The sequence below is a fragment of the Variovorax defluvii genome (assembly GCF_039541515.1).
Lineage (GTDB): Bacteria > Pseudomonadota > Gammaproteobacteria > Burkholderiales > Burkholderiaceae_C > Variovorax > Variovorax defluvii.
In genome coordinates this window covers 251,439-271,463 of record NZ_BAABGJ010000076.1, presented here as the reverse complement: position 1 = coordinate 271,463, position 20,025 = coordinate 251,439, and the positions used below count along the sequence as shown (strand labels likewise).

Sequence of the window (20,025 nt, the reverse complement as noted above, 5' to 3'; positions counted from 1 at the left end):
ACGCTGCTCGGCCGCCATTTTTGGTGAGTTCAAGGGAACAAGCATGAGAATTTTGATCAAGCAAGGGCGGGTCGTCGATCCGGCATCCAACCTCGACAAGCAGGCCGATGTGGCCATCGCGGACGGCAGGCTGCTTGCCATCGGCGATGTGCCTGCCGATTTCGGCGCCGACCGCACGCTCGATGCCGCCGGCTGCCTCGTCCTGCCCGGCCTCGTCGACCTGGCCGTCCGGCTGCGCGAGCCCGGCTACGAGCACGAGGGCATGCTGGAAAGCGAGATGGCCGCCGCCGTCGCCGGTGGAGTCACCAGCCTGGTCTGCCCGCCCGACACCGATCCGGTGCTCGACGAGCCCGGTCTCGTCGAGATGCTGAAGTTCCGCGCCGAGAAGATGCAGGCCGCACGCCTTTTCCCGCTGGGTGCGCTGACGCGCAGCCTGAAGGGCGAGGTGCTCACCGAAATGGCCGAACTCACTGAAGCCGGTTGCATTGGCTTCAGCCAGGCCGACGTGCCCCTTTCCAACACCCAGGTCCTGCAGCGCGCGCTGCAGTACGCCAGCACCTTCGGCTACACCGTGTGGCTGCGGCCGCAGGACCGGGATCTGGGGCAGGGCGTGGCGGCCAGCGGGCCGCTCGCGACCCGCCTGGGCCTGACCGGCGTGCCGGTGGCGGCCGAAACGATCGCGGTCTTCACCATCCTCGAACTGATGCGCAGCACGGGCGCGCGCGTGCACCTGTGCCGCCTGTCCAGCGCCGCCGGCGTCGCCCTGGTGCGCGCGGCCAAGGCCGAAGGTCTGCCGCTGTCCTGCGACGTCAGCATCAATTCGCTCCACTTGGCCGACACCGACATCGGTTACTTCGACAGCCGCGCGCGGCTCAACCCGCCACTGCGCCAGCAGCGCGACCGCGATGCGCTCTCGGCCGCGCTGGCCGACGGCACGATCGATGCGCTGGTGTCGGACCACACCCCGGTCGAAGCCGACGCCAAGACCTTGCCCTTCGCCGAGAGCGAGCCCGGCGCCAGCGGCCTCGAACTGCTGCTGCCGCTGGCCCTTCGCTGGGGCGAGCAGAGCGGTGCCGGCCTCATGCGCGCCGTCGAGGTGGTGAGTGCCGCGCCGGCGCGGCTGCTCGGCGCGGCACAGGCCGGTCGGCTGATGAGGGGGGCGCCGGGCGACCTTTGCGTGGCCGATCCCGCCCTCGAATGGCAGGTGCAACCCGAGGCGCTGCGCAGCCAGGGCAAGCACACGCCCTTTGGCGGCTACGCCATGCGGGGACGGGCGAGACACACGCTGGTGGCGGGCCGGCTGGTCCACGGCTGAGGCGGCACGCTGCCGATGCAGTCCCTGTCTGCATTCATCAAGCTACTGCGCGCCCTGGCCCATGCCCACGCCGGCTGGTGGATCATCCGCACCCGGTTCCCCAAGCTCTCCCAGGCGGAGCGCGAGCAGCAGGTGCAGGCTTGGGCGCAGAAGATGCTCGTGCTTTTGGGCATCCGCCTGGTGGTGCAGGGCACGCCGCCCGAGCAGGGGCCGGTGCTGATGGTGAGCAACCATGTGTCCTGGCTGGACATCCTCACCATTCACGCCGCACGCCACGTGCGCTTCGTCTCCAAGGCGAACGTGCAACATTGGCCGCTGATCGGCACCCTGTCCAATGGCGCCGGCTCGCTCTACATCGAGCGCGAACGCCGCCGCGACGCACTGCGGGTGGTCCACCACATGACCGAAGCACTGGGCAAGGGCGACGTGATCGCGGTCTTTCCGGAGGGCACCACCGGCGACGGCAACGTCCTGTTGCCCTTTCACGCCAACCTGCTCCAGGCCGCCATTTCGTCCGGGGCGCCGATCCAGCCCATGGCCCTGCGCTTCGCGGACGCGGCCAGCGGCGCCACCAGCATGGCGCCGCGCTACATCGGCGCGGACAACCTGTGGATCTCGCTCTGGCGGGTGTTGAAGGCGCCGCCGCTGCTCGCCATCATGCGCTTCGGCGAGCCCCAGGCGTCGTGGGGGCGGGACCGGCGGGCCTGGGCGCTGTCGCTGCACGCCGACGTGCAGGCGCTGTGGAAGCAGACCTTCTGAACTCCGGAATCCGAGCGGCCAAAAAAACAGCGCCCCGCAGGGCGCTGTACAACGGCGCCAGGGGCGCCGGGGAGGAGGAAACAGTTGCGTTTGCCATCGGAATCGGGGAGCACTTTTCGTCTCCGCATTTCGATGCGACTGAAACCACCTTAGTCGCCGCGCCGGCTTTCTCCTGACGGAAAACGCAATCCGCGCGCGTGGTCCTTGACCTACAGGACGCCCGCCCTCCGCTTGTCATGGCGAAAGGCCGCGGGGGCGCCCCACCATGACCCCTCGGCCCAACGGCCGGCGTGAGCGATCAAATCTTGCCAATAGTCGCCGGCCCCGGCGTGACTCGCCCTGTGCCCGGCAACATTCGCGACCATCGAGCCACTCTCGGACATGCCATGGACGCCATCCTGCTGCTGATCACGGTCAACTTTCTTTCAGTGCCTTTTCTGCAGGAGGCCGAGGCGCAGGGCCTCAGGCTCCGGCGCTTCCCCGATGTCATGCGCATCCTGCGGCTGGCCCATGTCCGCAAGTGCCGGTGGCTATGGCCCTTCAGTGGCCTCACGCTTTGTCTTGTCGTTTTCGCACTGCCGCGCTTGCGCGGGGACGACATCGAGCGTCAGCTCACTCTGGCGCTTCACACCCTGATCATGCAGAGCCTGCTGTGGTCGGTGGTTTTCATCAACGTGCGCCGGCAGGCGCGCGCTTCCCGGCGGCAGCAAGACGCCTTCGATGCCAAAGCCCACACGGACGGGGGATCGTTGCTGCGCCGCCCCTGAAGAAGCCGGCGGCCCGCCAGGCCCGCTCTCAGGTGTCGATGGGCGGGCGGGGCAGCAGTCCGAGAAAGTGGTCCAGCATCTGGAAGTGATCGTCCAGCAACTGGTCCTCCAGCCCGGTCAACGCTTCGATCGGAATCCACTCGGCGGCCGCCGCGTCGTCGTCGGCGCGCAACGTGGGCAGCGGGCGATCGCCCAGGTCGAAGAAATGACCATGCGTGACGGTGCGGCCCCGCTGGCTGCGGTCCGGTCGGTCGAACACCTCGGTGCTGACCAGACAGCCCAGCAGTTCGGCCGGCGGCAGATCCAGGTGCGTCTCTTCCTCCAACTCGCGCAGGGCGGACTGCAACGTGGTTTCCCGCATTTCGAGGAAGCCGCCCGGCACGGCACGCAGCCCCTTGCCGGGCGGGTGGCCGCGGCGGATCAGCAGCACATGCCCGCTGCACCGGACCACGCAGTCCACCGTGACCAGCACGACGGGGTAGGGCGCCACGGACCAGGCGGCATCGTGCTGGCGCAGCAGTTCCCATTCATGCGCAAGCGCGTCGTGCTGAGGCCCGGCCATCCATGACTGCAGAAAGCCGCGCGTGCCGGCCGGCACGGCATGCGACAGGGTTTGCGCAGCGTCTTCCGCGCCGCTGAAGAGTGCGTCGCGCACGGTGGCCGCGCTCGCGCTGTGCACGCGTTCGACGGAGCGAAGGGTCCAACCCCCGAAGCCGTGCAGATAGTCGCGGGTGGCGTCCTTCGCATGGCCGACCAGCACGATGCGGGCCGGATGCGCCGCGCCCTGGGCCGTCAGCGCCGCATCGACGCCGAGCCGTGTTTCGACGATCCACCGCTCCTCGTCGAAATGATCCCGCATCGGCACGAACAGCACGCGGTCACGGTCGGCCTCGTCCAGTGCGAGGCGGATCATCTCGGCGCGCTCCTGCCAGCTGAAGGGATTCTTGGGCGACCGGGCCTGGAAGGCGGAGCCGATCACCACCGCCACGCGGGGCGCCGCTTCGAGGGCACGGCGCAGCAGGACCTGGTGGGCGTTGTGGAAAGGCTGGAAGCGGCCGATGAGAACGGCGGCATCGTGGCTCGTGCGTTGGATCATGGTGAGCGGGATCTCGCGGCGGCGAGCGCCTGAGGATCTTGCATCTTACTCACGTCATGCTGCCGGCGACGCGGCCGCCCATCCAGCGCAATCCAGCGCGATCGGCCCGATCCGCCTCCGGTCCCTACTGCAGCACCACCGCCGTCTTGAAGGGCAGCCGCCCGATCGACTCCGACAGCCGCTCCTGCAGCGCCTGCGCCGCCGGGCCGGCCGCGGCCGCATCGATGACGATGCGCAGCGCGTTCTCGCCCTCGGGTTGCACGGCAGGGCGTGCGGCAGGGCCCAGGTCCAGTCCGGCCCAGGCCTCCTCGACCAGCGCCTCGACCACCCGGCGCGCGGCGAGCGCGCGCAGCGCGGGCTTGTAGATCTTGCCGACGTTGGTCACCGGCATGTGATCGATCACCACCACCGACTTCGGCTTGGCCGGCGCCTCGTCCACCCGCGCGGCGGTGAAGGCGAGCAACTCGGCCTCGGTTGCCTGCATGCCCGGCGCCAGCGTCGCGAAAGCCACCGGCAGTTCGCCCGCGTAGGCATCGGGCTGGCCCACGGCCGCGCACAGCTGCACCGCCGGATGCGCGCCCAGCGCATCCTCGATGGCCTTGGGGTCGATGTTGTGGCCGCTGCGGATGATCAGGTCCTTGGAGCGCCCGCTGAGGTGAAGGCGCTCCTCGCCGTCGAGCCAGCCCAGGTCGCCGGTGGCCAGCCAGCCGTCGGCGGTGAAGGCCTTGGCCGTGTCGGCCGGGTCGACGAAGCCCGAGAACAGGTTGGGCGACTTGAACAGCACCATGCCCTGCTCTCCCGGCGGCAGCTCGCGGTCGCTGGCGTTGCCATTCGCGTCCAGCGCCACGATGCGGATCTGCGAATACGGCAGGCGGAAGCCCACGCAGCCCGGCGGGCCGATCACCCCCGGCGGCGTGATGGTGGAGATGCCGGCCATCTCCGTCATGCCCAGGCTCTCGTGCACGTGCAGGCCGAAGAGGCGCTCGAAGCGCGCCGCCAGCTCGGGCGGCAGCACGGCGGCGCCGGTGCGGCAGTAGCGGATCGAGCGGATGTCGGCCCCGTCCAGCGGCACGTTCGCCAGCGCCGCGAGCACGGTGGGCACGGCCGACAGCGAAGTCGCGCGGTATGTCTCGACCAGGCGCCAGTAGTTCGCCATCACCTGCTTGTTGCGCAGCAGGGTGGGGGTCGGAATGACCATGTTCACCCCGGCCGAGAGCGAGGCCAGCGAGGCGGGCAGCACGCCGGCCACGTGGAACAGCGGGTAGCCGTTGATCGAGGTGTCGTCCGGGCCCACGCCGGTCATCTTCACGCAGGCGAAGGCGGAGAACACCTGGGCACCATGGCTGTGACGCGCCAGCTTGGGCGCGCCGGTCGTGCCGCCGGTGTGGAAGTAAGCGGCGATGTCTTCCGGCGCGATGTCGCGGCCGCTCACCAGGTGATCGTCGGCCTCGCAGGCGCGCAGGGCATCGAAATCCGCCACACCCTCGGGCAGGGTGCCGGCGCTGCCGGGCGCCTCGTCGTGCGGCGCCACCCTGAGCACGGTGGTCAGCGTGGGCACCTGGGTGCGCAGGCGCAGAGCCTTCGACCACAGGCCCGCATCGCATTCCGTGCCGTAGGCGATCAGCACCTTGGCGCGGCCGGCGGTCATCAGCGCGGCCAGCTTCTCCTCGGTCAGCAGCGGGTTGAGGGGCTGGGCGATGCCGGCGGCCGCGCCGCCCCACAGCGCGAGGTGGTACTCGAGGCAGCCGGGCAGCAGGATCGCCACCGCGTCCTGCGGCCCCACCCCCAGCCGGTGCAGCAGGTTGGCGGTCTGGTGGATGCCGGCCAGCAGCTGCGCATAGGACCAGCGGATCGGTGCGTCGGCCGGGTCGCCCGTGCGCAGGAAGGTCAGCGCCGTCCTGTCGCCGAAGGCGGCGGCCGAGTTGCGGAAGATCTCGTAGGTGCTGCGCACGGTGAGCGCTTCGGCCAGCGGCGTCTGCTCCAGGCGCTTGACGTCCTCGATGCTGCGGACCGGGAAGGATGCGCGGAATGGTGCGGCGACGGGGCGCGTCATGGCGAGGGTTCCCGTTCAGGCCGTGGCCGCGAGTTTGCGCCCCAGCGCGGCGAAGCGCTGCAGGTGGTGGTCTTCGTCGCCGAGCTGGTGGTCGATCATCACCAGCCGCTTCGCGTAGTGGGCCAGCGGCAGTTCCCAGGTCATGCCGATGCCGCCGTGCAGCTGGATGCTTTCCTCCGCCACCAGCGTGCCGATGCGGCCGATGCTGCACTTGGCCGCCGACAGGGCGCGTTCGCGGGCGAGGCGGTCCTCGCCGTCGATGGCCGCGGCGGCGTTGATCACCGCCGAGCGCGCCTGTTCCACTTCCAGCAGCAGGTCCGCCATGCGGTGCTGCAGGGCCTGGAAGCTGCCGATGAGCTGGCCGAACTGCTTTCGGGTGCGCAGGTACTCCAGCGTCGCAGTCTTGGCCGCTTCCATCGCGCCCAGGCTCTCGGCGCACAGGGCCAGCACGCCGCGGCCGACGGCGCGTTCGAGCGTCGCGTAGCCCTGGCCCTCGGCGCCCAGCAGCGCCTCGGCGGGAAGCGCCGCGCCGTCGAGAACCACCTCTGCCACGCGCCCGCCGTCGATCGCGGGGCAGCCGCGCACGAGCACACCCGGCGTCCTGGCGGGCACCAGGAAGAGCGAGATGCCCGCCTCGTCGTCGTCCGCGCCCGACGTGCGGGCCGAGACCACCAGCAGGTCGGCATGCTCGCCGTGCGGCACCACGGCCTTGGCGCCGTTCAGCAGCCAGCCGCCGTTGTCGCGCTGTGCGCGGGTCTGCACGTGCGCGATCTCGTAATGCGTGCCCGGCTCGTCGTGCGCGAAAGCGGCGATGGTGCTGCCGCCGATGATTCCGGCGAGCTGTTCCTTCTGCGTCTCGCTGCCGGCCAGGGCGATCGCCTCGCCGGCCATCACCGCGCCCAGCATCGGCTCCACCACCAGGCCGCGGCCCAGCGCCTCGAAGACGACGGCGAGGTCAAAGCCGGCACCGCCGAAGCCGCCGTGCTCCTCGCGGAACAGGGCGCCGATCACGCCCAGCTCGGCGAACTGCTGCCAGATCCCGGTGCTGAAGCCCTGGGCGGACTTCGCGATCTTGTCGCGCGCCTCGAAGGCGTACTGCTCGGCGATGAAGCGGTTCAGGCTGTCGGCGAGCATGCGCCGGTCTTCGGTGTGTTCGAAATTCATTTCAAGTCTCCTCGCGTCAAACGACGCACGCTGTTAGATCAACGCGGCACCGGAAAGGGCGATACCGCGAACACCGCGGAACCGGCTTTGCCGGGCCGCTGGTGTTGCCCCCGGAGAGGGGGTTGGCGGACCACACGAAGTGGGAGAGCCTGGGGGAGAGCCATTACAAGCCGAGGATCATCTTGGAGATGATGTTTTTCTGGATTTCGTTCGAGCCGCCGAAGATCGACAGCTTGCGGTTGTTGAAGTACTTCGACGCTGCGGGCGCTGCCTCGACGGGGCCGATCGGCACCCCGCTGAACCCTTCCTCCAGCGCCTCGTGCACGTAGGGCCGCGCGTAGGGCCCCATCGCGCGCCGGATCAGCGAGGAGATTTCCTGCCGGATCTCGGTGCCGCGGATCTTGAGCATCGAGCTCTCCGCCCCCGGCACGCCGCCGCCGGCCACTGCCGCGATCACCCGCAGGTTGGTGGTCTTCATGTTCTCCAGGTCGATCTCCACCCGTGCCATGCGCGCCGCGAAGGCCGGGTCTTCCGCCAGCGGCTTGCCGTTCTTCGTCTGCTTCGCGGCAATGGCCTTCAACTGCTCCATCGCCGCCACCGAAAAGCCCACGCCCGCGATGTTGGTGCGCTCGTAGGTCAGCAGGAACTTCGCGCAGGTCCAGCCCTTGTCCTCCTCGCCCACCAGGTTCTCGGCCGGCACGCGCACGTCGGAGAAGAAGACTTCGTTCACCTCGTGGTCGCCGTCCAGCGTGATGATCGGCCGCACCTCGACGCCGGGCGAATTCATGTCGATCAGCAGGAAGCTGATGCCCTCCTGCTTCTTCGCCTCGCGGTTGGTGCGCACCAGGCAGAAGATCATGTTGGCGTGCTGGCCCAGCGTGGTCCAGGTCTTCTGGCCGTTGACGATGTAGTGCGGCCCCTGGGCGTCCACGCCGCGCACGGCCGAGGTCTTCACCGAGGCCAGGTCCGAGCCCGAGCCCGGCTCGGAATAGCCCTGGCACCACCAGTCCGAGCCGTCGAGGATGCGCGGCAGCCAGCGCTGCTTCTGTTCCTCGTTGCCGTACTTGATCAGCACCGGCCCCAGCATGTTCACGCCGAAGGGCACGATGCGCGGCGCATGGGCCAGCGCGCACTCGTTCTCGAAGATGAACTTCTGCACGGCGTTCCAGCCGGGGCCGCCGTACTGCTTCGGCCAGTGGTTGGCGAGCCAGCCGCGCGCATGGAGGATGGCGTGCCACTGCGCCATGTCTTCCTTGCTCAGGTGCTTGCCGGTGGCCACCTTGTCGGAGAGGCGTCTGGGCAGCTTCTCGGCGAGAAACTGGCGCACCTCGTCGCGGAAGGCTTGTTCTTCGGGGGTGAAGTTGAGATCCATCGCTGACCTTTCAATCAGGTGGGGACAGAGCAAGAACTGCTTCGCAATTTCCTGGTCTGTCCCGCAAGGTTTCAGTAGATTTCGAACAGCCCGGCAGCGCCCATCCCGCCGGCGATGCACATCGTGACCACCGCATACTTCGCGCCGCGGCGGCGTCCCTCGATCAGCACGTGGCCCGCGAGCCGCGCACCCGTCATGCCGAAGGGATGGCCGATGGAGATCGCGCCGCCGTCGACATTGAGCCGCTCGGACGGGATGCCGAGCTGCTCCTGGCAGTAGATGGACTGCGAGGCAAAGGCCTCGTTGAGTTCCCAGAGGTCGATATCGTCGACCTTCAGGCCGTGGCGCGCCAGCAGTTTCGGCACCGCGAACACCGGACCGATGCCCATCTCGTCCGGCTCGCACCCGGCCAGCGCCAGGCCGCGGAAGGCGCCCAGGGGCTTCAGGTTGGCGCGCTCTGCCTCCTTGGCTTCCATCATCACGCAGGCCGATGCGCCGTCGGAGAGCTGCGAGGAGTTGCCGGCGGTGATGAACTTGCCGGCGCCCATCACAGGCTCCAGCTTGGCCAGGCCCTCGTAGCTCGTGCCCGCGCGGTTGCAGGTGTCGTGGTCGATCGTGACCTCGCGGTGGCTGACCTGCTTGGTCTCCTTGTCGGTCACCGCCATGGTGGTGGTGCAGGCCACGATTTCGTCCTTGTAGCGGCCGGCCTGCTGCGCCTCGGCGGTCTTGCGCTGGCTTTCGACCGAGAAGCGGTCCTGCGCCTCGCGGCTGATGTCGTAGCGCTTGGCGACGATGTCGGCGGTCTCGATCATCGACAGGTAGAGCTGGGGCTTGTGCTCCACGATCCACGGGTCCATGCCCGAATCGCCGGAATCGGTCGCGCTGCGGCTGCGGATCTGAGAGATGCTCTCCACGCCGCCGGCGATCATGGCCGGCACGCCTTCGAGCACGATGCGGCCCGCCGCCATCGCGATCGCCTGCAGGCCCGACGCGCAGAAGCGGTTGACTGTGGTGCCGGCGATGCCGATCGGCAACCCGGCGCGCACGATGGTCTGGCGCGCGACGTTGCGGCCGGTGGTGCCTTCGGGGTAGCCGCAGCCGAGGATGGCGTCCTCGATCAGCGCCGGGTCGATGCCGGCGCGCTCCACCGCCGCCTTGACGGCGAAGGCCGCCAGCGTCGGGCCGGGGGTGATGTTGAATTCGCCGCGGTGCGCCTTGGTGAGCGGCGTGCGGGCGGTGGAAACGATGACGGCTTCACGCATGGGGTGTCTCCTGCTTGTCGATCTACTCGGACTGGTTGAGGCTTGCGAAATCGGCGCCGCGTTCCACCAGCTCGACCAGCAGCGGCGAGGGCTGCCAGAACAGCGGGTCTTCCTTGGCGAACTCGCGGATGTCGGCCAGCACCTTCGGCAGGCCCACCATGTCGGCGTACTTCATCGGTCCGCCGCGGTGGCGCGGGAAGCCGTAACCGTAGAGAAAGGTCACGTCCACGTCCAGCGGGCGCAGCGCGATGCGCTGGTGCACGACGTTGGCTCCCTCGTTGATCATCGCGGCCATGTAGCGGCGCATGATCTCCTCGTCGGTGAAGCTGCGCGGCGTGATGCCGGCGCGCCGGCGTTCGGCGTCGATGATGGCCTCGACCTCGGGGTCCGGCGTGCCGACGCGTGCGCCCTCGGGGTAGAGGTAGTAGCCGCGGCCGGTCTTCTGGCCGAACCAGCCGCGCTCGCAGATGCGGTCGGCGATCTGCACGTAGCGCGCCTTCGGGTCGCGCGTGGCCGCCTTGCGCTTGCGCGTGGCCCAGCCGATGTCGCCGCCGGCCAGGTCCGACACCTGGAACGGGCCCATGGGGTAGCCGAACTCGCGCACCGCCTTGTCGATCTGGTAAGGCGAGGCGCCGTCTTCCATCATGTGGTCGGCCGCCTGGCGGTACACCGCGAGGATGCGGTTGCCGATGAAGCCATCGCACACGCCGGCGCGCACCGGGGTCTTCTTCAGCTTCTTCGCCAGCTCGAAGCCGGTGGCGACCACGTCGGCGCTGACCTTCGCCGGCACCACGATCTCCAGCAGCTTCATGATGTTGGCCGGCGAGAAGAAATGCAGCCCCAGCACGTCGGCCGGACGCGAGATGCTGGCCGCGATCTCGTCGATGTCGAGGTAGGAGGTGTTGGTGGCCAGCACCGCACCCTTCTTGCATACGCGGTCCAGTTCGGCGAAGACGGCCTTCTTCACCGCCATGTCCTCGAACACGGCCTCGACCACCAGGTCGACCTTCGCCAGCGCGTCGTAGGCGGTCGAGCCGGTGAAGCGCGCCATCACGGCGGCCTTGGCCTCGGGCGTCATGCGGCCCTTGGCGATCAGGCCGTCGTAGACCTTCTCCACGTGCGCGCGGCCGCGCGCCAGGCTGGGCTCGTCGCGCTCGATCATGGTCACCGGCAGGCCGGCGTCGAGCATCGCCACCGCGATGCCCGCGCCCATCGTGCCGCCGCCGACGATGCCGCAGGATTCGATGGCGCGCGGCTTCGCGGCCTTCGTCTCGGGCGCCTTCAGCACCTCGCGCTCGGCGAAGAAGGCATGGATCAGGCCGGCACGCTGGGGGCTGTCGATGCACTGCAGGAACAGCTTGCGCTCCAGCGCCATGCCTTCGTCGAAGGGCAGGCTCAGCGCGGCCTCGGTGGCCTCGATGATCTTCATCGGCGAGAACAGGCCGCGGCTCTTCCTCGCGGTGTCGGCCCGGGCGGCCTCGAGCGCGGCGTGCTGGGCGTCCTTGTCGGCCAGCGCGGCGCCGGCATCGCGCGTGCGGCGCACTGGCGCCTTGGCCGCGGCCAGTTCCTGTGCATAGGCCAGGCCTTCGGCCAGCGCATCGGCGCCTTCGCCCAGGCGATCGACCAGGCCCAGGGCCAGCGCTTCCTGGGCGCCGAGGTGGCGGCCACTGAGCGCCAGTTCCAGCGCCGCCTTCACGCCGATCAGGCGCGGCGTGCGCTGCGTGCCGCCGGAGCCGGGGATCAGGCCCAGCTGCACCTCGGGCAGGCCGAGCCTGGCGGACGGCACGGCCAGGCGGTAGTGCGCCGAAAGCGCGATCTCCAGGCCGCCGCCCAGTGCCGCGCCATGGATGGCGGCGACGACCGGCTTGCTGCAGTTCTCGATGCGCGCGCACACCTCGGGCAGCGAGGGCGGCATCGGCGGCTGGCCGAATTCGCGGATGTCCGCGCCGGCGATGAAGGCGCGGCCCGCGCCGACGAGCAGCACGGCGGCGACGGCGCCGTCCGCCTCGGCCGCATCGATGGCGGCTGCCAGCCCTTGCCGGACGGCCACGCCCAGGGCATTGACCGGCGGGTTGTCGATGGTGACGACCAGGACGTCCGACTGGCGCGAGAAGCGCACGGCTTCGGAAACGGGAGAGGAGGTGGCAGGGGTGGCCATGCGGGGGGAGGTCTCCGTTGGGGGTGCGAACCGGGCCGGTCCGCGGGGCGGGGGGATTCCGCGATTGTTGGGCACGCCTCTTGTTTTGACAATTGCATGGAGCGTTGACAGACTGTCAAAGAATATTTGACAAAATGGGCCGCCGATGGACTTGCAATCTTTGACGCTGCTGGTGGAAATCCTGGATGCCGGCAACCTGAGCGAGGCCGCGCGCCGGCTCAAGATGAGCCGCGCCAACGTGAGCTACCACCTCAACCAGCTGGAGCGCTCGGTCGGCGCCCAGCTGGTGCGCCGGACCACCCGCCGTGCCGAGCCGACCGAGATCGGCCAGCGTCTCTACCAGCACGGCCTGGCGATCCAGAACGAGCTGCAGGCGGCGCGCGAATCGGCCTCGTCGCTGGGCCAGGGGCTGGTGGGCCGCGTGCGGCTGTCAGTGCCCAGCGGCTACGGCCAGCTCGTGATGTCCGATTGGCTGATCGAGTTCAAGCGCATGTACCCGGGCATCGTCCTGGACGTGCTGTTCGAGAACCGCATCCAGGACCTGCTGCGGGACGAAGTCGACATTGCCGTCCGCGTGATCCCCGAGCCGCCGCAGAACCTGGTGGCGCGCGACCTCGGGCCGGTTCGCTACGTGGCCTGCGCCTCGCGGGCCTATGCGCAGGAACACGGCCTGCCCACTCAGCTGGACGACCTGCAGGGCGCGCCCATGGTCACGGCCGCGGTGATCGGCCGCCAATTGCGCGTGGCCGCCTACCAGGGCGAGGAGCGGCGCGAGGTGGTGCTGGAGCCCACGCTGGTTTCCGAGAACTTCCTGTTCCTGCGCCAGGCCATCCTGGCCGGGCTGGGCATCGGGCTGGTGCCCGACTACGTGGTGCAGGACGACGTCCGGCGCGGGGCGGTGCTGACCACGCTGGACGACTGGCGCCTGAGCATCTTCGGCACGCAGATGTTCATGCTGTACATGCCGAACCGGCAGCACACGCGGGCGACGCGGACCTTCATCGAGTTCATCCTGGAGCGGGCGAGGGCAAGGGCGGCGGGAGAGGTGGCCGCGGCCTGAGCCTTAGGCCGCGCGGTGGGGTCTTGAGGTCCCGGCCTTTCTGTTGCCGAGCCTGCAGTCACGACTGCAGGGAGTCAGTCTCATTCTTTGTCCGTGGGTATTTCGGTGGCGCCCATCCAATAGCAGAGCAAGGGCGCGGGTATGCGCATGATCTGCGTGGCAACGGCGGGCGCATCCGGCGCAGTCTCCGGCACGATGACCGGCAAGCCCTGCATCGGCCCGAAGTCGTCCAGCGACTTCGTCACCACGTAGCCGCGCGCGATGCGCTTGGCCTGGCACAGCTCGATCAGGCCTTTGAGCTCCCGCGCGCCAGTGTGCTGGGCGCGGTACTTCACCTCGAAGGGGATCAGCTCGCCGCCCACTTCGGCGACGAGATCGACCTCGTGTTCTCGCTTGCCGCGCCAGTACGAGAAGCGCACGTTCTGGGCGTAGTAGCGGGCGAACAGGTGCTTGAACACGGCCGTCTCGGTGGCCACGCCCATCGCCGCCGCGTCCTCCAGGATCGCCTTGCCCTTGAGCATCACCGCTGGCGCAATGGCCGCATCGGCCAGGTAGATCTTGAAGCGCGCGCGCAGTACGTCCTTGCCGTAGCCGTAGGGCGCCAGGCGGTAGATCAGGTGGGTGGCCTCCAGCAGCTCGATGAAGTGCTGCGCCGTGGGGCGCTTGACTTCCAGGTTGCTGCACAGGTCCACCATGTCCAGCAGGCCGCCGTCGTGCAGGCACAGGTAGAGGAAGGTGTGCTCCAGGTCCAGTACGCGGCGCACGCCGAACAGCGCGGTCATGTCGCGCTTGAGCACCTTGTCGATGATGTCCTCGCGCAGCAGGCGCTGCGCCTGCGTCACGCTGTCCACCTGCGCGGTCTGCGGAAAGCCGCCGCGCAGCAGGTACTCGTGGAAGTGGCCGACATAGTCTCGGCCCAGGTCGGTGGCGCGGTAGAAGTCCGCCGGCGCCCAGTCGAACAGGTCGCGCAGGCCGCGCAGCTTGGGCAGTTCGGGCAGTTGCAGACGCTTGATCTGCAGGTACTCGTAGAACGAGAGCGTGGTCAGGCGGATCGTGTGCCAGCGGCCGACGCCAGATTCTTGGTCGGCCTCCACCAGCGGCATGGTCGAGCCGGTGAAGGCGATGCGCCGGTCCTTGCGGAAGTCGACCTGGTGCTTGATCCAGGTCCCCCAATCGCGGATGAACTGGGCCTCATCGAGCAGCAGGTACTCCGGCCCCTCGGCGCGTGGCTCACGTTCGCGCCAGGCATCGATCACGGCGTCGATGCCGGCCAGCTTCAAGATCGGGTGGTCGAAGGTGGCGTAGAGGATGTTGGCGGCCGGCACGCCGGCGCGCAGCACCGCATCGGCGGCTTGCAGCATCAGCGTGGTCTTGCCGATCTGCCGCGCACCGGAGAGCATGACGGCCCGCGGTGCCGGCGGTGCGGTCATCCAGGTGTGGAACTCGCGGAAGGCCGCGCGCCGCCATTTGGGCAGGTCCGCGATGGCCTCGCCTCGCCACCAGGGGTTGAACTGGGCGAGGACGGCGACGAGCTCCTCCTTTGAGACTCTCATGGACAAAAATTCTACCTGGATGACGAATTTAGTTAAAGTGTATTTTCATTGTATTTCGATGAGAGAGAAGTTTCGCCGTCCGCGGGGAGCTTGGCTTCCGGGCGCGACAGCGCGTGAATCGGCGTCGCACCTGGATGTTTTGGGCGGCACGTCGTCCGACGTGGATGTACTTGCCGTTCACGTATCGCATCGCGACCGATTCGGTCATCTCGACGATGTCCAACCGCGCAGCATTCTGGAACGGGCGAGGACGCGAGCGGTGGGAGAGGCGGCCGGGGCCTGAGCCTCTGGGCTGGGCAGGTGGGGTCGTGAAGGTCCCGGCCTTTCTGTTGCCGAGCCTGCAGTGACTGCAGGGGCCGGGAAACCCTTTCGGGTCACTCCGAAGCGGGCGTCAGGCTCGCTTCAGGTAAACGCTTTGGTTGGCATTTACTGGATTTGCTCTGCTTACGGCAGTCGCCTCTCGGATCGTCACCCTTGGCCGCCATGCGCCGTCGAAACCAGTCAGCCCCACGAGACTGGGGACGCGTTCTTCGCATCCGCACTCTGGTGGAGCTGGGGGGAATCGAACCCCCGTCCGACACACTTGAGCTTCGAGCTTCAGGGGCTTCGGCGGGTGCCATCGGCCTCATACGATCATTTTTGCAACTGCAGGCGACGAACTAGCCCTCGGTTGACCAGCTTCAGTAACGCCGGTCAAAAGGAAGTTCCACCAACTGCCCTCCGCGCGGCCGTCGAAGCCGCACGCGCCGGCGGGCACCCCGGCGTTGTTCCGCACGCTGATCGCGGTAAGCAGCGCGCCTGCTGCCAGGAGGTGCAGGAGGCAGGAGATGCCGAACCCGGTGGGACAATCCACCTTCATGACCCGCCCCGCCGACACCCTCACCCTCACCCGCCCCGACGACTGGCACCTGCATGTGCGCGACGGCGCCGCGCTCGAAGCCGTGGTGCCGCATTCGGCCCGCCAGTTCGGCCGCGCGCTGATCATGCCCAACCTGCGCCCGCCCGTGACCACCGCCGAGCAGGCGAGCGCCTACCGCGACCGCATCCGCGCCGCCGTGCCCGAGGGACTGAGCTTCGAGCCGGTGATGTCGATGTACCTCACCGACAACCTGCCGCCCGAGGAAATCGCCCGTGCCGCCGCAGCCGAGGTGCGTGCGCTCAAGCTTTACCCGGCCGGCGCCACCACCAACAGCGATGCCGGCGTGACCGACATCCGCAAGACCTACCCGACACTGGAGGCCATGCAGAAGCACGGCCTGCTGCTGCTGGTGCACGGCGAGGTCACCGATCCGTCGGTGGACCTGTTCGACCGCGAGGCCGTGTTCATCGATCGCGTGATGATCCCGCTGCGCCGCGACTTCCCGGAGCTCAAGGTGGTGTTCGAGCACCTCACCACCCAGGAAGGCGCCCACTACGTCCGCGACGCGGACCGCTTCACCGGCGCCACCATCACCGCGCACCATCTGCTCTACAACCGCAACGCCATCTTCACCGGCGGCATCCGGCCGCACTACTACTGCCTGCCGGTGCTCAAGCGCGAGACGCACCGCGTCGCGCTGGTGGAGGCCGCCACCAGCGGCAACCCGCGCTTCTTCCTCGGCACCGACAGCGCGCCGCACCCGGCCCACCTGAAGGAACACGCGCTGGGCTGCGCCGGCTGTTACACCGCGCTCACGGCCCTGGAGCTTTACGCCGAGGCGTTCGACCAGGCCGGCGCCCTGGACAGGCTGGAAGGCTTCGCCAGCTTCCACGGCGCCGACTTCTACGGCCTGCCGCGCAACAGCGGCACCGTCACGCTCCAGCGCGAAAGCTGGACCGTGCCGGAAACCGTGCCCTATGGCGAGGCCACGCTCAAGCCGCTGCGCGGCGGCGAGCCGGTGGCCTGGCGCCTCGTCTGAGCGCAAGGGACGCACCATGGCGCTCGCCGAGAAGGAACTCCACATCGCGTTGCTGATCGATGCCGACAACGCACCCGCCTCGAAGATCGACGAGATCCTCACCGAGCTCTCGACCCTGGGCGTGATCAACGTCCGGCGCGCCTACGGCAACTGGACCAAGGGTGCGCTCGACGGCTGGCAGGACAAGCTGCTGGAATACGCCATCCGCCCGATGCAGCAGTTCGACTATTCCAGGCGCAAGAACGCCACCGACATGGCGATGACGGTCGACGCGATGGAGCTGCTCTACGCCGACCGGCCCGACGCCTTCGGCATCGTGTCCTCGGACGCGGACTTCACGCCGCTCGTGATGCACCTGCGGTCCAAGGGCGCGGCCGTGTACGGCTTCGGCGCCGCCCAGACTCCCAAGCCCTTCGTCAATGCCTGCTCGCGCTTCCTCTACCTCGAAGCGCTGGGCGCCACGCTGGCGTCGGTGAGCGTGAGCTACGACGAAGCGGACCCCCTGCCCAAGCTGCCGGAGCCGGAGCTGCGCAAGCCGGCAGAGGCCATCGCGCCCGGCGTGCCGGCCAAGCCCGCCACGCTGCGCGTGCCCACGGCCGAGCTGCGGCGGGACACGCGGCTGCTCCACCTGCTGCGCGATGCGGTCAACGCCTCGGAAGAGGAGGGCGGCTGGGCCCGCGTCGGCGCGGTGGGCACGCAGATCGCCAACAAGACCTCCTTCGATGCGCGCAACTACGGCTACGCCACGCTGACCAAGCTGCTCGCCGCGACCGAGGCCTTCGAGCTGCGCGACGAGGGCACCTCGCGCGTGTCGGTGCGCGACAAGCGCCGCGGGCGCAACGGCCAGGCGTGAGCGCCGCGGTCTTCGCGGAGGGCGTCGATGCGGGCCGGCCCTGGCTTGCGCCCTATGCGTTGCCGGATGCGCTCGCGGGCGCGGCCTCCGTGGCCGAGGCGCTCAACCGCCGTCGCACCGGCGAGGTCCGCTTCGTGCCGCAGGCGGCGCTGCCGGCGGGCGAGGCCTACGAGCAGTTCATCTTCCGCACGCGCTGCGTGCCCACGCGCGACAACCTGCACGACTTCTTCAACGGCCTGGTCTGGCTGCACTGCCCGCTGGCCAAGCGGCAGCTCAACGCATTGCAGGCCGAGTCGATCGAGCGGGATGGCGTCGGTGCGGTCCGCGGCCCCCTGCGCGATGCGGCCACGCTGTTCGACGAGAACGGAGCCGTGCTCGATGCGCCGCCTGCCTTGTGGGAGGCCCTGCTCGCACGAGACTGGCACCGGCTGTTCGTGACGCAGCGCGCGATGTGGTGCGATGCGCGGCTGCGGGTGTTCGGCCATGCGCTGCTGGAGCAGTTGGCCAGGGCGCCGCGCAAGGCGCTCACGGCGCATGTGCTGCGCGCGCCGGGCGACGTGCCCGCGATCGCCGTCGACGACGCCGCCATCGCCGCGGCGCTGCAGGCCGGGCATCTCGCCACCAAGCCCTTCACGCCGCTGCCCGTGCTGGGCGTGCCGGGATGGTGGCCGGCCAACGAGGCTCCGGGCTTCTATGCCGATGCGGCGGTGTTCAGGCCGCCGCGCTCTCCGCTGCGCTGAGGGCCGGGCCTTCCACGAACACGTCGGCATGGAAGTCGGCCGCGGCGAGCCCGAGCCGCTGGACGGCGAGCTCGCGTACCGCCTGCACCATCCCCGGGGAGCCGCAGGCGTAGACCGTGTGGTCCGCGAGGTCGGGGCAGTGCGTGTGCAGTGCTTCGTCCACGCGTCCCGCAAAGGCCTCTTCCACGCCGTCTTCTTCGCTCAGCGCTGCGACGAAGCGAAAGCTGTCGGGCCATCGGCGCTGCCACTTCGCCACGGCCGATCGCAGGTAGATCCCCTCGGCGCGGCGCGCACCCCAGATCAGCGTGATCGGCCGCTCGATGCGACGCTTCGCCATGTCGTCGAGGATGGACTGGATCGGCGCGAAGCCCGTCCCGCCCGCCACGAAGACGAGGGGCTTCGGCGAGCCCGGCTCCAGCGTCACGGCCCCGAAAGGCAGCTCGACCTCGAGCAGGTCTCCCTGCTGCAGTAGGGGGACCCGCGCGCTGAAGGCACCGCCGGGCACATGGCGGACGTGGAGCGTCAGCGCGTCGCTCTCGTGCGGCGCATTGGCCATCGAATAGCAGCGCGTGCTGCCGTCCTCCAGTGCGAGCTGCAGGTACTGGCCCGCATGGAATTTCGCGCGCTGCCCGGCGGGCAGGCGCAGCTGCAGCACCGACACGTCCGGTGCCGCGAGCTGGTTGCGGAACACCCTGGCGGTGAAGCGCCCGCGCGCGCCCGGGTCGATGCGCTGCCAGCCGACGGGCCGGATCTGCAGGTCCGTGCGGGGCGTGCACATGCAGTAGAGCACCTGCTCCGGCGTGCAGCTCTCGTTGCGAATGGCCGCGCCGCCGAGGCCTTCGACCTCGCCTTGCGCGATGCCGCCGGCGCAGTTGCCGCACACGCCCTTGCGGCAGGAATAGGGCAGCTCGATGCCGGCGCGCAGCGCGGCGTCGAGCACGCTCTGGTCCTCGGCGCAGTCGAAAGCGATGTCGCTGCCGGCGATGGCGATGCGATGGTTCATGACGGGATGTTCTCCGGGGCCATGCCCGACAGGAGGTGAATGGTGCGCAGCACCGCGCCCGGGTCGGCGATGCCGCGGCCCGCGATGTCCATCGCGCTGCCATGGCCCACGCTGGACAGCAGCACCTCGGCGCCGATGGAAAGTGCGCTGGCCGCGTTCGGCGCCAGCAGCTTGACCGGGATGTGGCCCTGGTCGTGCAGCATCGCGACGTACAGGTCGTGCCCGCGCTGCGCGAGCAGGGTGTCGGCGCCCTGCGGACCGTCGATGCGCAAGCCCTCGGCCCGCAGCGCGCGCACGGCTGGCTCGACATGGTCCCTATCCTCCGGGCCGAACAGCCCGCCCTCGGAGGCATGCGGATTGATGCCGAACACGCCGATGCGCGGAGCGGCGATGCCCAGCCGCGCGCAGGCCCGCGCGCCGGCCCGCACCGCGGCCGCGATCAGCTCGGGACGCAGGCGCGACAGCGCGTGTTGCACGCTCTCGTGCAGTGTCACGTGCACGATGCGCAGGCCGCCACCGACCAGCATCAGGAACACGCGGTCCTCCGGCTCGCTGCAGACGCGTGCCAGCAGCGAGGGGTAGCCGCTGAAGGCGATGCCGGCCTGGTGGATCGCGGTCTCGTGGTGCGGGCAGGCCACCACCGCGTCGGCCTCCCGGCGGCGGCAGGCTGCGATGGCTGCGGTCGCCGAGGCCACGGCCGAGGCGCCTGCGGCCGCGTCGATGCGGCCGGGCTGCGCGGCGCTGTCGGGAAGTGCGCCGGCTTCGACGAGGCGCAAGTCGCGCAGCAGCGCACCGAGCCCGAGCTGTTCCGCGTTGCGCCCGATGACGGCGCGCGGCCCGAAGAGCGTGATGCGCTCGCGCGCCTGGGCCGGCAGCGCGGCCAGCGCCTTCAGCGCGATCTCCGGCCCGATGCCGTTGGGATCACCGACCGCGAGCGCCAGGCGGCGCGCCGGTGCCATGGAGACCATCTCA

16 protein-coding genes are annotated in these 20,025 nt (G+C 69.5%); 7 read left to right on the top strand and 9 right to left on the bottom strand.

What is annotated here, in order from left to right:
• Window positions 1-43 precede the first annotated feature (43 nt).
• From ABEA07_RS21610 to ABEA07_RS21600, 3 genes are all read left to right on the top strand, one after another.
• Complete coding sequence (locus ABEA07_RS21610; RefSeq protein WP_345540422.1) at window positions 44-1,315, top strand: dihydroorotase; 1,272 nt, start codon at window positions 44-46, stop codon at window positions 1,313-1,315.
• Window positions 1,316-1,330: 15 nt separating this feature from the next.
• Entirely contained in the window at window positions 1,331-2,074 is a 744-nt protein-coding gene (locus ABEA07_RS21605; RefSeq protein WP_345540421.1) for a lysophospholipid acyltransferase family protein, read from the top strand.
• A 290-nt stretch (window positions 2,075-2,364) separates the two neighbouring features.
• The gene (locus tag ABEA07_RS21600) at window positions 2,365-2,841 is read left to right on the top strand and encodes a hypothetical protein (RefSeq protein ID WP_345540420.1); all 477 of its coding nucleotides are present in this window, start codon (window positions 2,365-2,367) and stop codon (window positions 2,839-2,841) included.
• 28 nt (window positions 2,842-2,869) lie between these two features.
• Here the strand turns inward: ABEA07_RS21600 and ABEA07_RS21595 are convergent, their stop codons facing one another.
• From ABEA07_RS21595 to ABEA07_RS21570, 6 genes are all read right to left on the bottom strand, one after another.
• Window positions 2,870-3,937 (bottom strand): NUDIX domain-containing protein, encoded by a 1,068-nt coding sequence (locus tag ABEA07_RS21595; RefSeq protein ID WP_345540419.1) that lies wholly within the window; start codon window positions 3,935-3,937, stop codon window positions 2,870-2,872.
• A 124-nt stretch (window positions 3,938-4,061) separates the two neighbouring features.
• On the bottom strand, window positions 4,062-5,990 hold the full coding sequence (locus tag ABEA07_RS21590) for an acyl-CoA synthetase (protein WP_345540418.1): 1,929 nt from the start codon (window positions 5,988-5,990) through the stop codon (window positions 4,062-4,064).
• A 15-nt stretch (window positions 5,991-6,005) separates the two neighbouring features.
• Window positions 6,006-7,154: an acyl-CoA dehydrogenase family protein gene (locus tag ABEA07_RS21585; RefSeq protein ID WP_345540417.1), complete on the bottom strand. Its 1,149-nt coding sequence runs from the start codon at window positions 7,152-7,154 to the stop codon at window positions 6,006-6,008.
• A 163-nt stretch (window positions 7,155-7,317) separates the two neighbouring features.
• Window positions 7,318-8,526 carry an acyl-CoA dehydrogenase family protein gene (locus ABEA07_RS21580; protein ID WP_345540415.1) on the bottom strand — a complete coding sequence of 403 codons (1,209 nt, stop codon included), beginning with the start codon at window positions 8,524-8,526 and terminating at the stop codon, window positions 7,318-7,320.
• 71 nt (window positions 8,527-8,597) lie between these two features.
• A complete protein-coding gene (locus ABEA07_RS21575; protein WP_345540414.1) occupies window positions 8,598-9,788 on the bottom strand; it encodes an acetyl-CoA C-acyltransferase in 1,191 nt (396 codons plus the stop codon).
• Window positions 9,789-9,810: 22 nt separating this feature from the next.
• Window positions 9,811-11,946 carry a 3-hydroxyacyl-CoA dehydrogenase NAD-binding domain-containing protein gene (locus ABEA07_RS21570; RefSeq protein WP_345540413.1) on the bottom strand — a complete coding sequence of 712 codons (2,136 nt, stop codon included), beginning with the start codon at window positions 11,944-11,946 and terminating at the stop codon, window positions 9,811-9,813.
• A 145-nt stretch (window positions 11,947-12,091) separates the two neighbouring features.
• On the opposite strand from ABEA07_RS21570, the gene ABEA07_RS21565 reads away from it, so the two are divergent.
• Window positions 12,092-13,006, top strand: coding sequence for a LysR family transcriptional regulator (locus ABEA07_RS21565; RefSeq protein WP_345540412.1), 915 nt, complete (start codon window positions 12,092-12,094; stop codon window positions 13,004-13,006).
• An 80-nt stretch (window positions 13,007-13,086) separates the two neighbouring features.
• On the opposite strand, the gene ABEA07_RS21560 is transcribed toward ABEA07_RS21565, so the two are convergent.
• Window positions 13,087-14,559 (bottom strand): ATP-binding protein, encoded by a 1,473-nt coding sequence (locus tag ABEA07_RS21560; protein ID WP_345540410.1) that lies wholly within the window; start codon window positions 14,557-14,559, stop codon window positions 13,087-13,089.
• Between the two features lie 857 nt (window positions 14,560-15,416).
• Here ABEA07_RS21560 and pyrC point away from each other — a divergent pair.
• From pyrC to ABEA07_RS21545, 3 genes are read left to right on the top strand one after another with little or no spacing between them, the layout of a single operon-like run.
• Complete coding sequence (gene pyrC, locus ABEA07_RS21555) at window positions 15,417-16,457, top strand: dihydroorotase (protein WP_345540409.1); 1,041 nt, start codon at window positions 15,417-15,419, stop codon at window positions 16,455-16,457.
• A gap of 16 nt (window positions 16,458-16,473) precedes the next feature.
• Window positions 16,474-17,310: an NYN domain-containing protein gene (locus ABEA07_RS21550; protein ID WP_345540408.1), complete on the top strand. Its 837-nt coding sequence runs from the start codon at window positions 16,474-16,476 to the stop codon at window positions 17,308-17,310.
• Window positions 17,307-18,050, top strand: coding sequence for a DUF3025 domain-containing protein (locus ABEA07_RS21545; protein WP_345540407.1), 744 nt, complete (start codon window positions 17,307-17,309; stop codon window positions 18,048-18,050). Before ABEA07_RS21550 ends, ABEA07_RS21545 begins: the two co-directional genes overlap by 4 nt.
• Here the strand turns inward: ABEA07_RS21545 and ABEA07_RS21540 are convergent.
• Both ABEA07_RS21540 and ABEA07_RS21535 read right to left on the bottom strand, forming a co-directional pair.
• Complete coding sequence (locus tag ABEA07_RS21540; protein WP_345540405.1) at window positions 18,022-19,053, bottom strand: 2Fe-2S iron-sulfur cluster-binding protein; 1,032 nt, start codon at window positions 19,051-19,053, stop codon at window positions 18,022-18,024. The two genes, ABEA07_RS21545 and ABEA07_RS21540, sit on opposite strands and share 29 nt — an antisense overlap.
• Window positions 19,050-20,021: a PdxA family dehydrogenase gene (locus ABEA07_RS21535; RefSeq protein WP_345540540.1), complete on the bottom strand. Its 972-nt coding sequence runs from the start codon at window positions 20,019-20,021 to the stop codon at window positions 19,050-19,052. The genes ABEA07_RS21540 and ABEA07_RS21535 overlap by 4 nt, the downstream gene beginning before the upstream one ends.
• Window positions 20,022-20,025 lie beyond the last annotated feature (4 nt).

Excerpts from the sequence above, each read along its gene's own strand:
- ABEA07_RS21610 (WP_345540422.1), top strand. The coding sequence starts at position 44 with ATGAGAATTTTGATCAAGCAAGGGCGGGTCGTCGATCCGGCATCCAAC.
- ABEA07_RS21605 (WP_345540421.1), top strand. The coding sequence starts at position 1,331 with ATGCAGTCCCTGTCTGCATTCATCAAGCTACTGCGCGCCCTGGCCCAT.
- ABEA07_RS21595 (WP_345540419.1), bottom strand. The coding sequence starts at position 3,937 with ATGATCCAACGCACGAGCCACGATGCCGCCGTTCTCATCGGCCGCTTC.
- ABEA07_RS21590 (WP_345540418.1), bottom strand. The coding sequence starts at position 5,990 with ATGACGCGCCCCGTCGCCGCACCATTCCGCGCATCCTTCCCGGTCCGC.
- ABEA07_RS21585 (WP_345540417.1), bottom strand. The coding sequence starts at position 7,154 with ATGAATTTCGAACACACCGAAGACCGGCGCATGCTCGCCGACAGCCTG.
- ABEA07_RS21580 (WP_345540415.1), bottom strand. The coding sequence starts at position 8,526 with ATGGATCTCAACTTCACCCCCGAAGAACAAGCCTTCCGCGACGAGGTG.
- ABEA07_RS21575 (WP_345540414.1), bottom strand. The coding sequence starts at position 9,788 with ATGCGTGAAGCCGTCATCGTTTCCACCGCCCGCACGCCGCTCACCAAG.
- ABEA07_RS21570 (WP_345540413.1), bottom strand. The coding sequence starts at position 11,946 with ATGGCCACCCCTGCCACCTCCTCTCCCGTTTCCGAAGCCGTGCGCTTC.
- ABEA07_RS21565 (WP_345540412.1), top strand. The coding sequence starts at position 12,092 with ATGGACTTGCAATCTTTGACGCTGCTGGTGGAAATCCTGGATGCCGGC.
- ABEA07_RS21560 (WP_345540410.1), bottom strand. The coding sequence starts at position 14,559 with ATGAGAGTCTCAAAGGAGGAGCTCGTCGCCGTCCTCGCCCAGTTCAAC.
- pyrC (WP_345540409.1), top strand. The coding sequence starts at position 15,417 with ATGACCCGCCCCGCCGACACCCTCACCCTCACCCGCCCCGACGACTGG.
- ABEA07_RS21550 (WP_345540408.1), top strand. The coding sequence starts at position 16,474 with ATGGCGCTCGCCGAGAAGGAACTCCACATCGCGTTGCTGATCGATGCC.
- ABEA07_RS21540 (WP_345540405.1), bottom strand. The coding sequence starts at position 19,053 with ATGAACCATCGCATCGCCATCGCCGGCAGCGACATCGCTTTCGACTGC.
- ABEA07_RS21535 (WP_345540540.1), bottom strand. The coding sequence starts at position 20,021 with ATGGTCTCCATGGCACCGGCGCGCCGCCTGGCGCTCGCGGTCGGTGAT.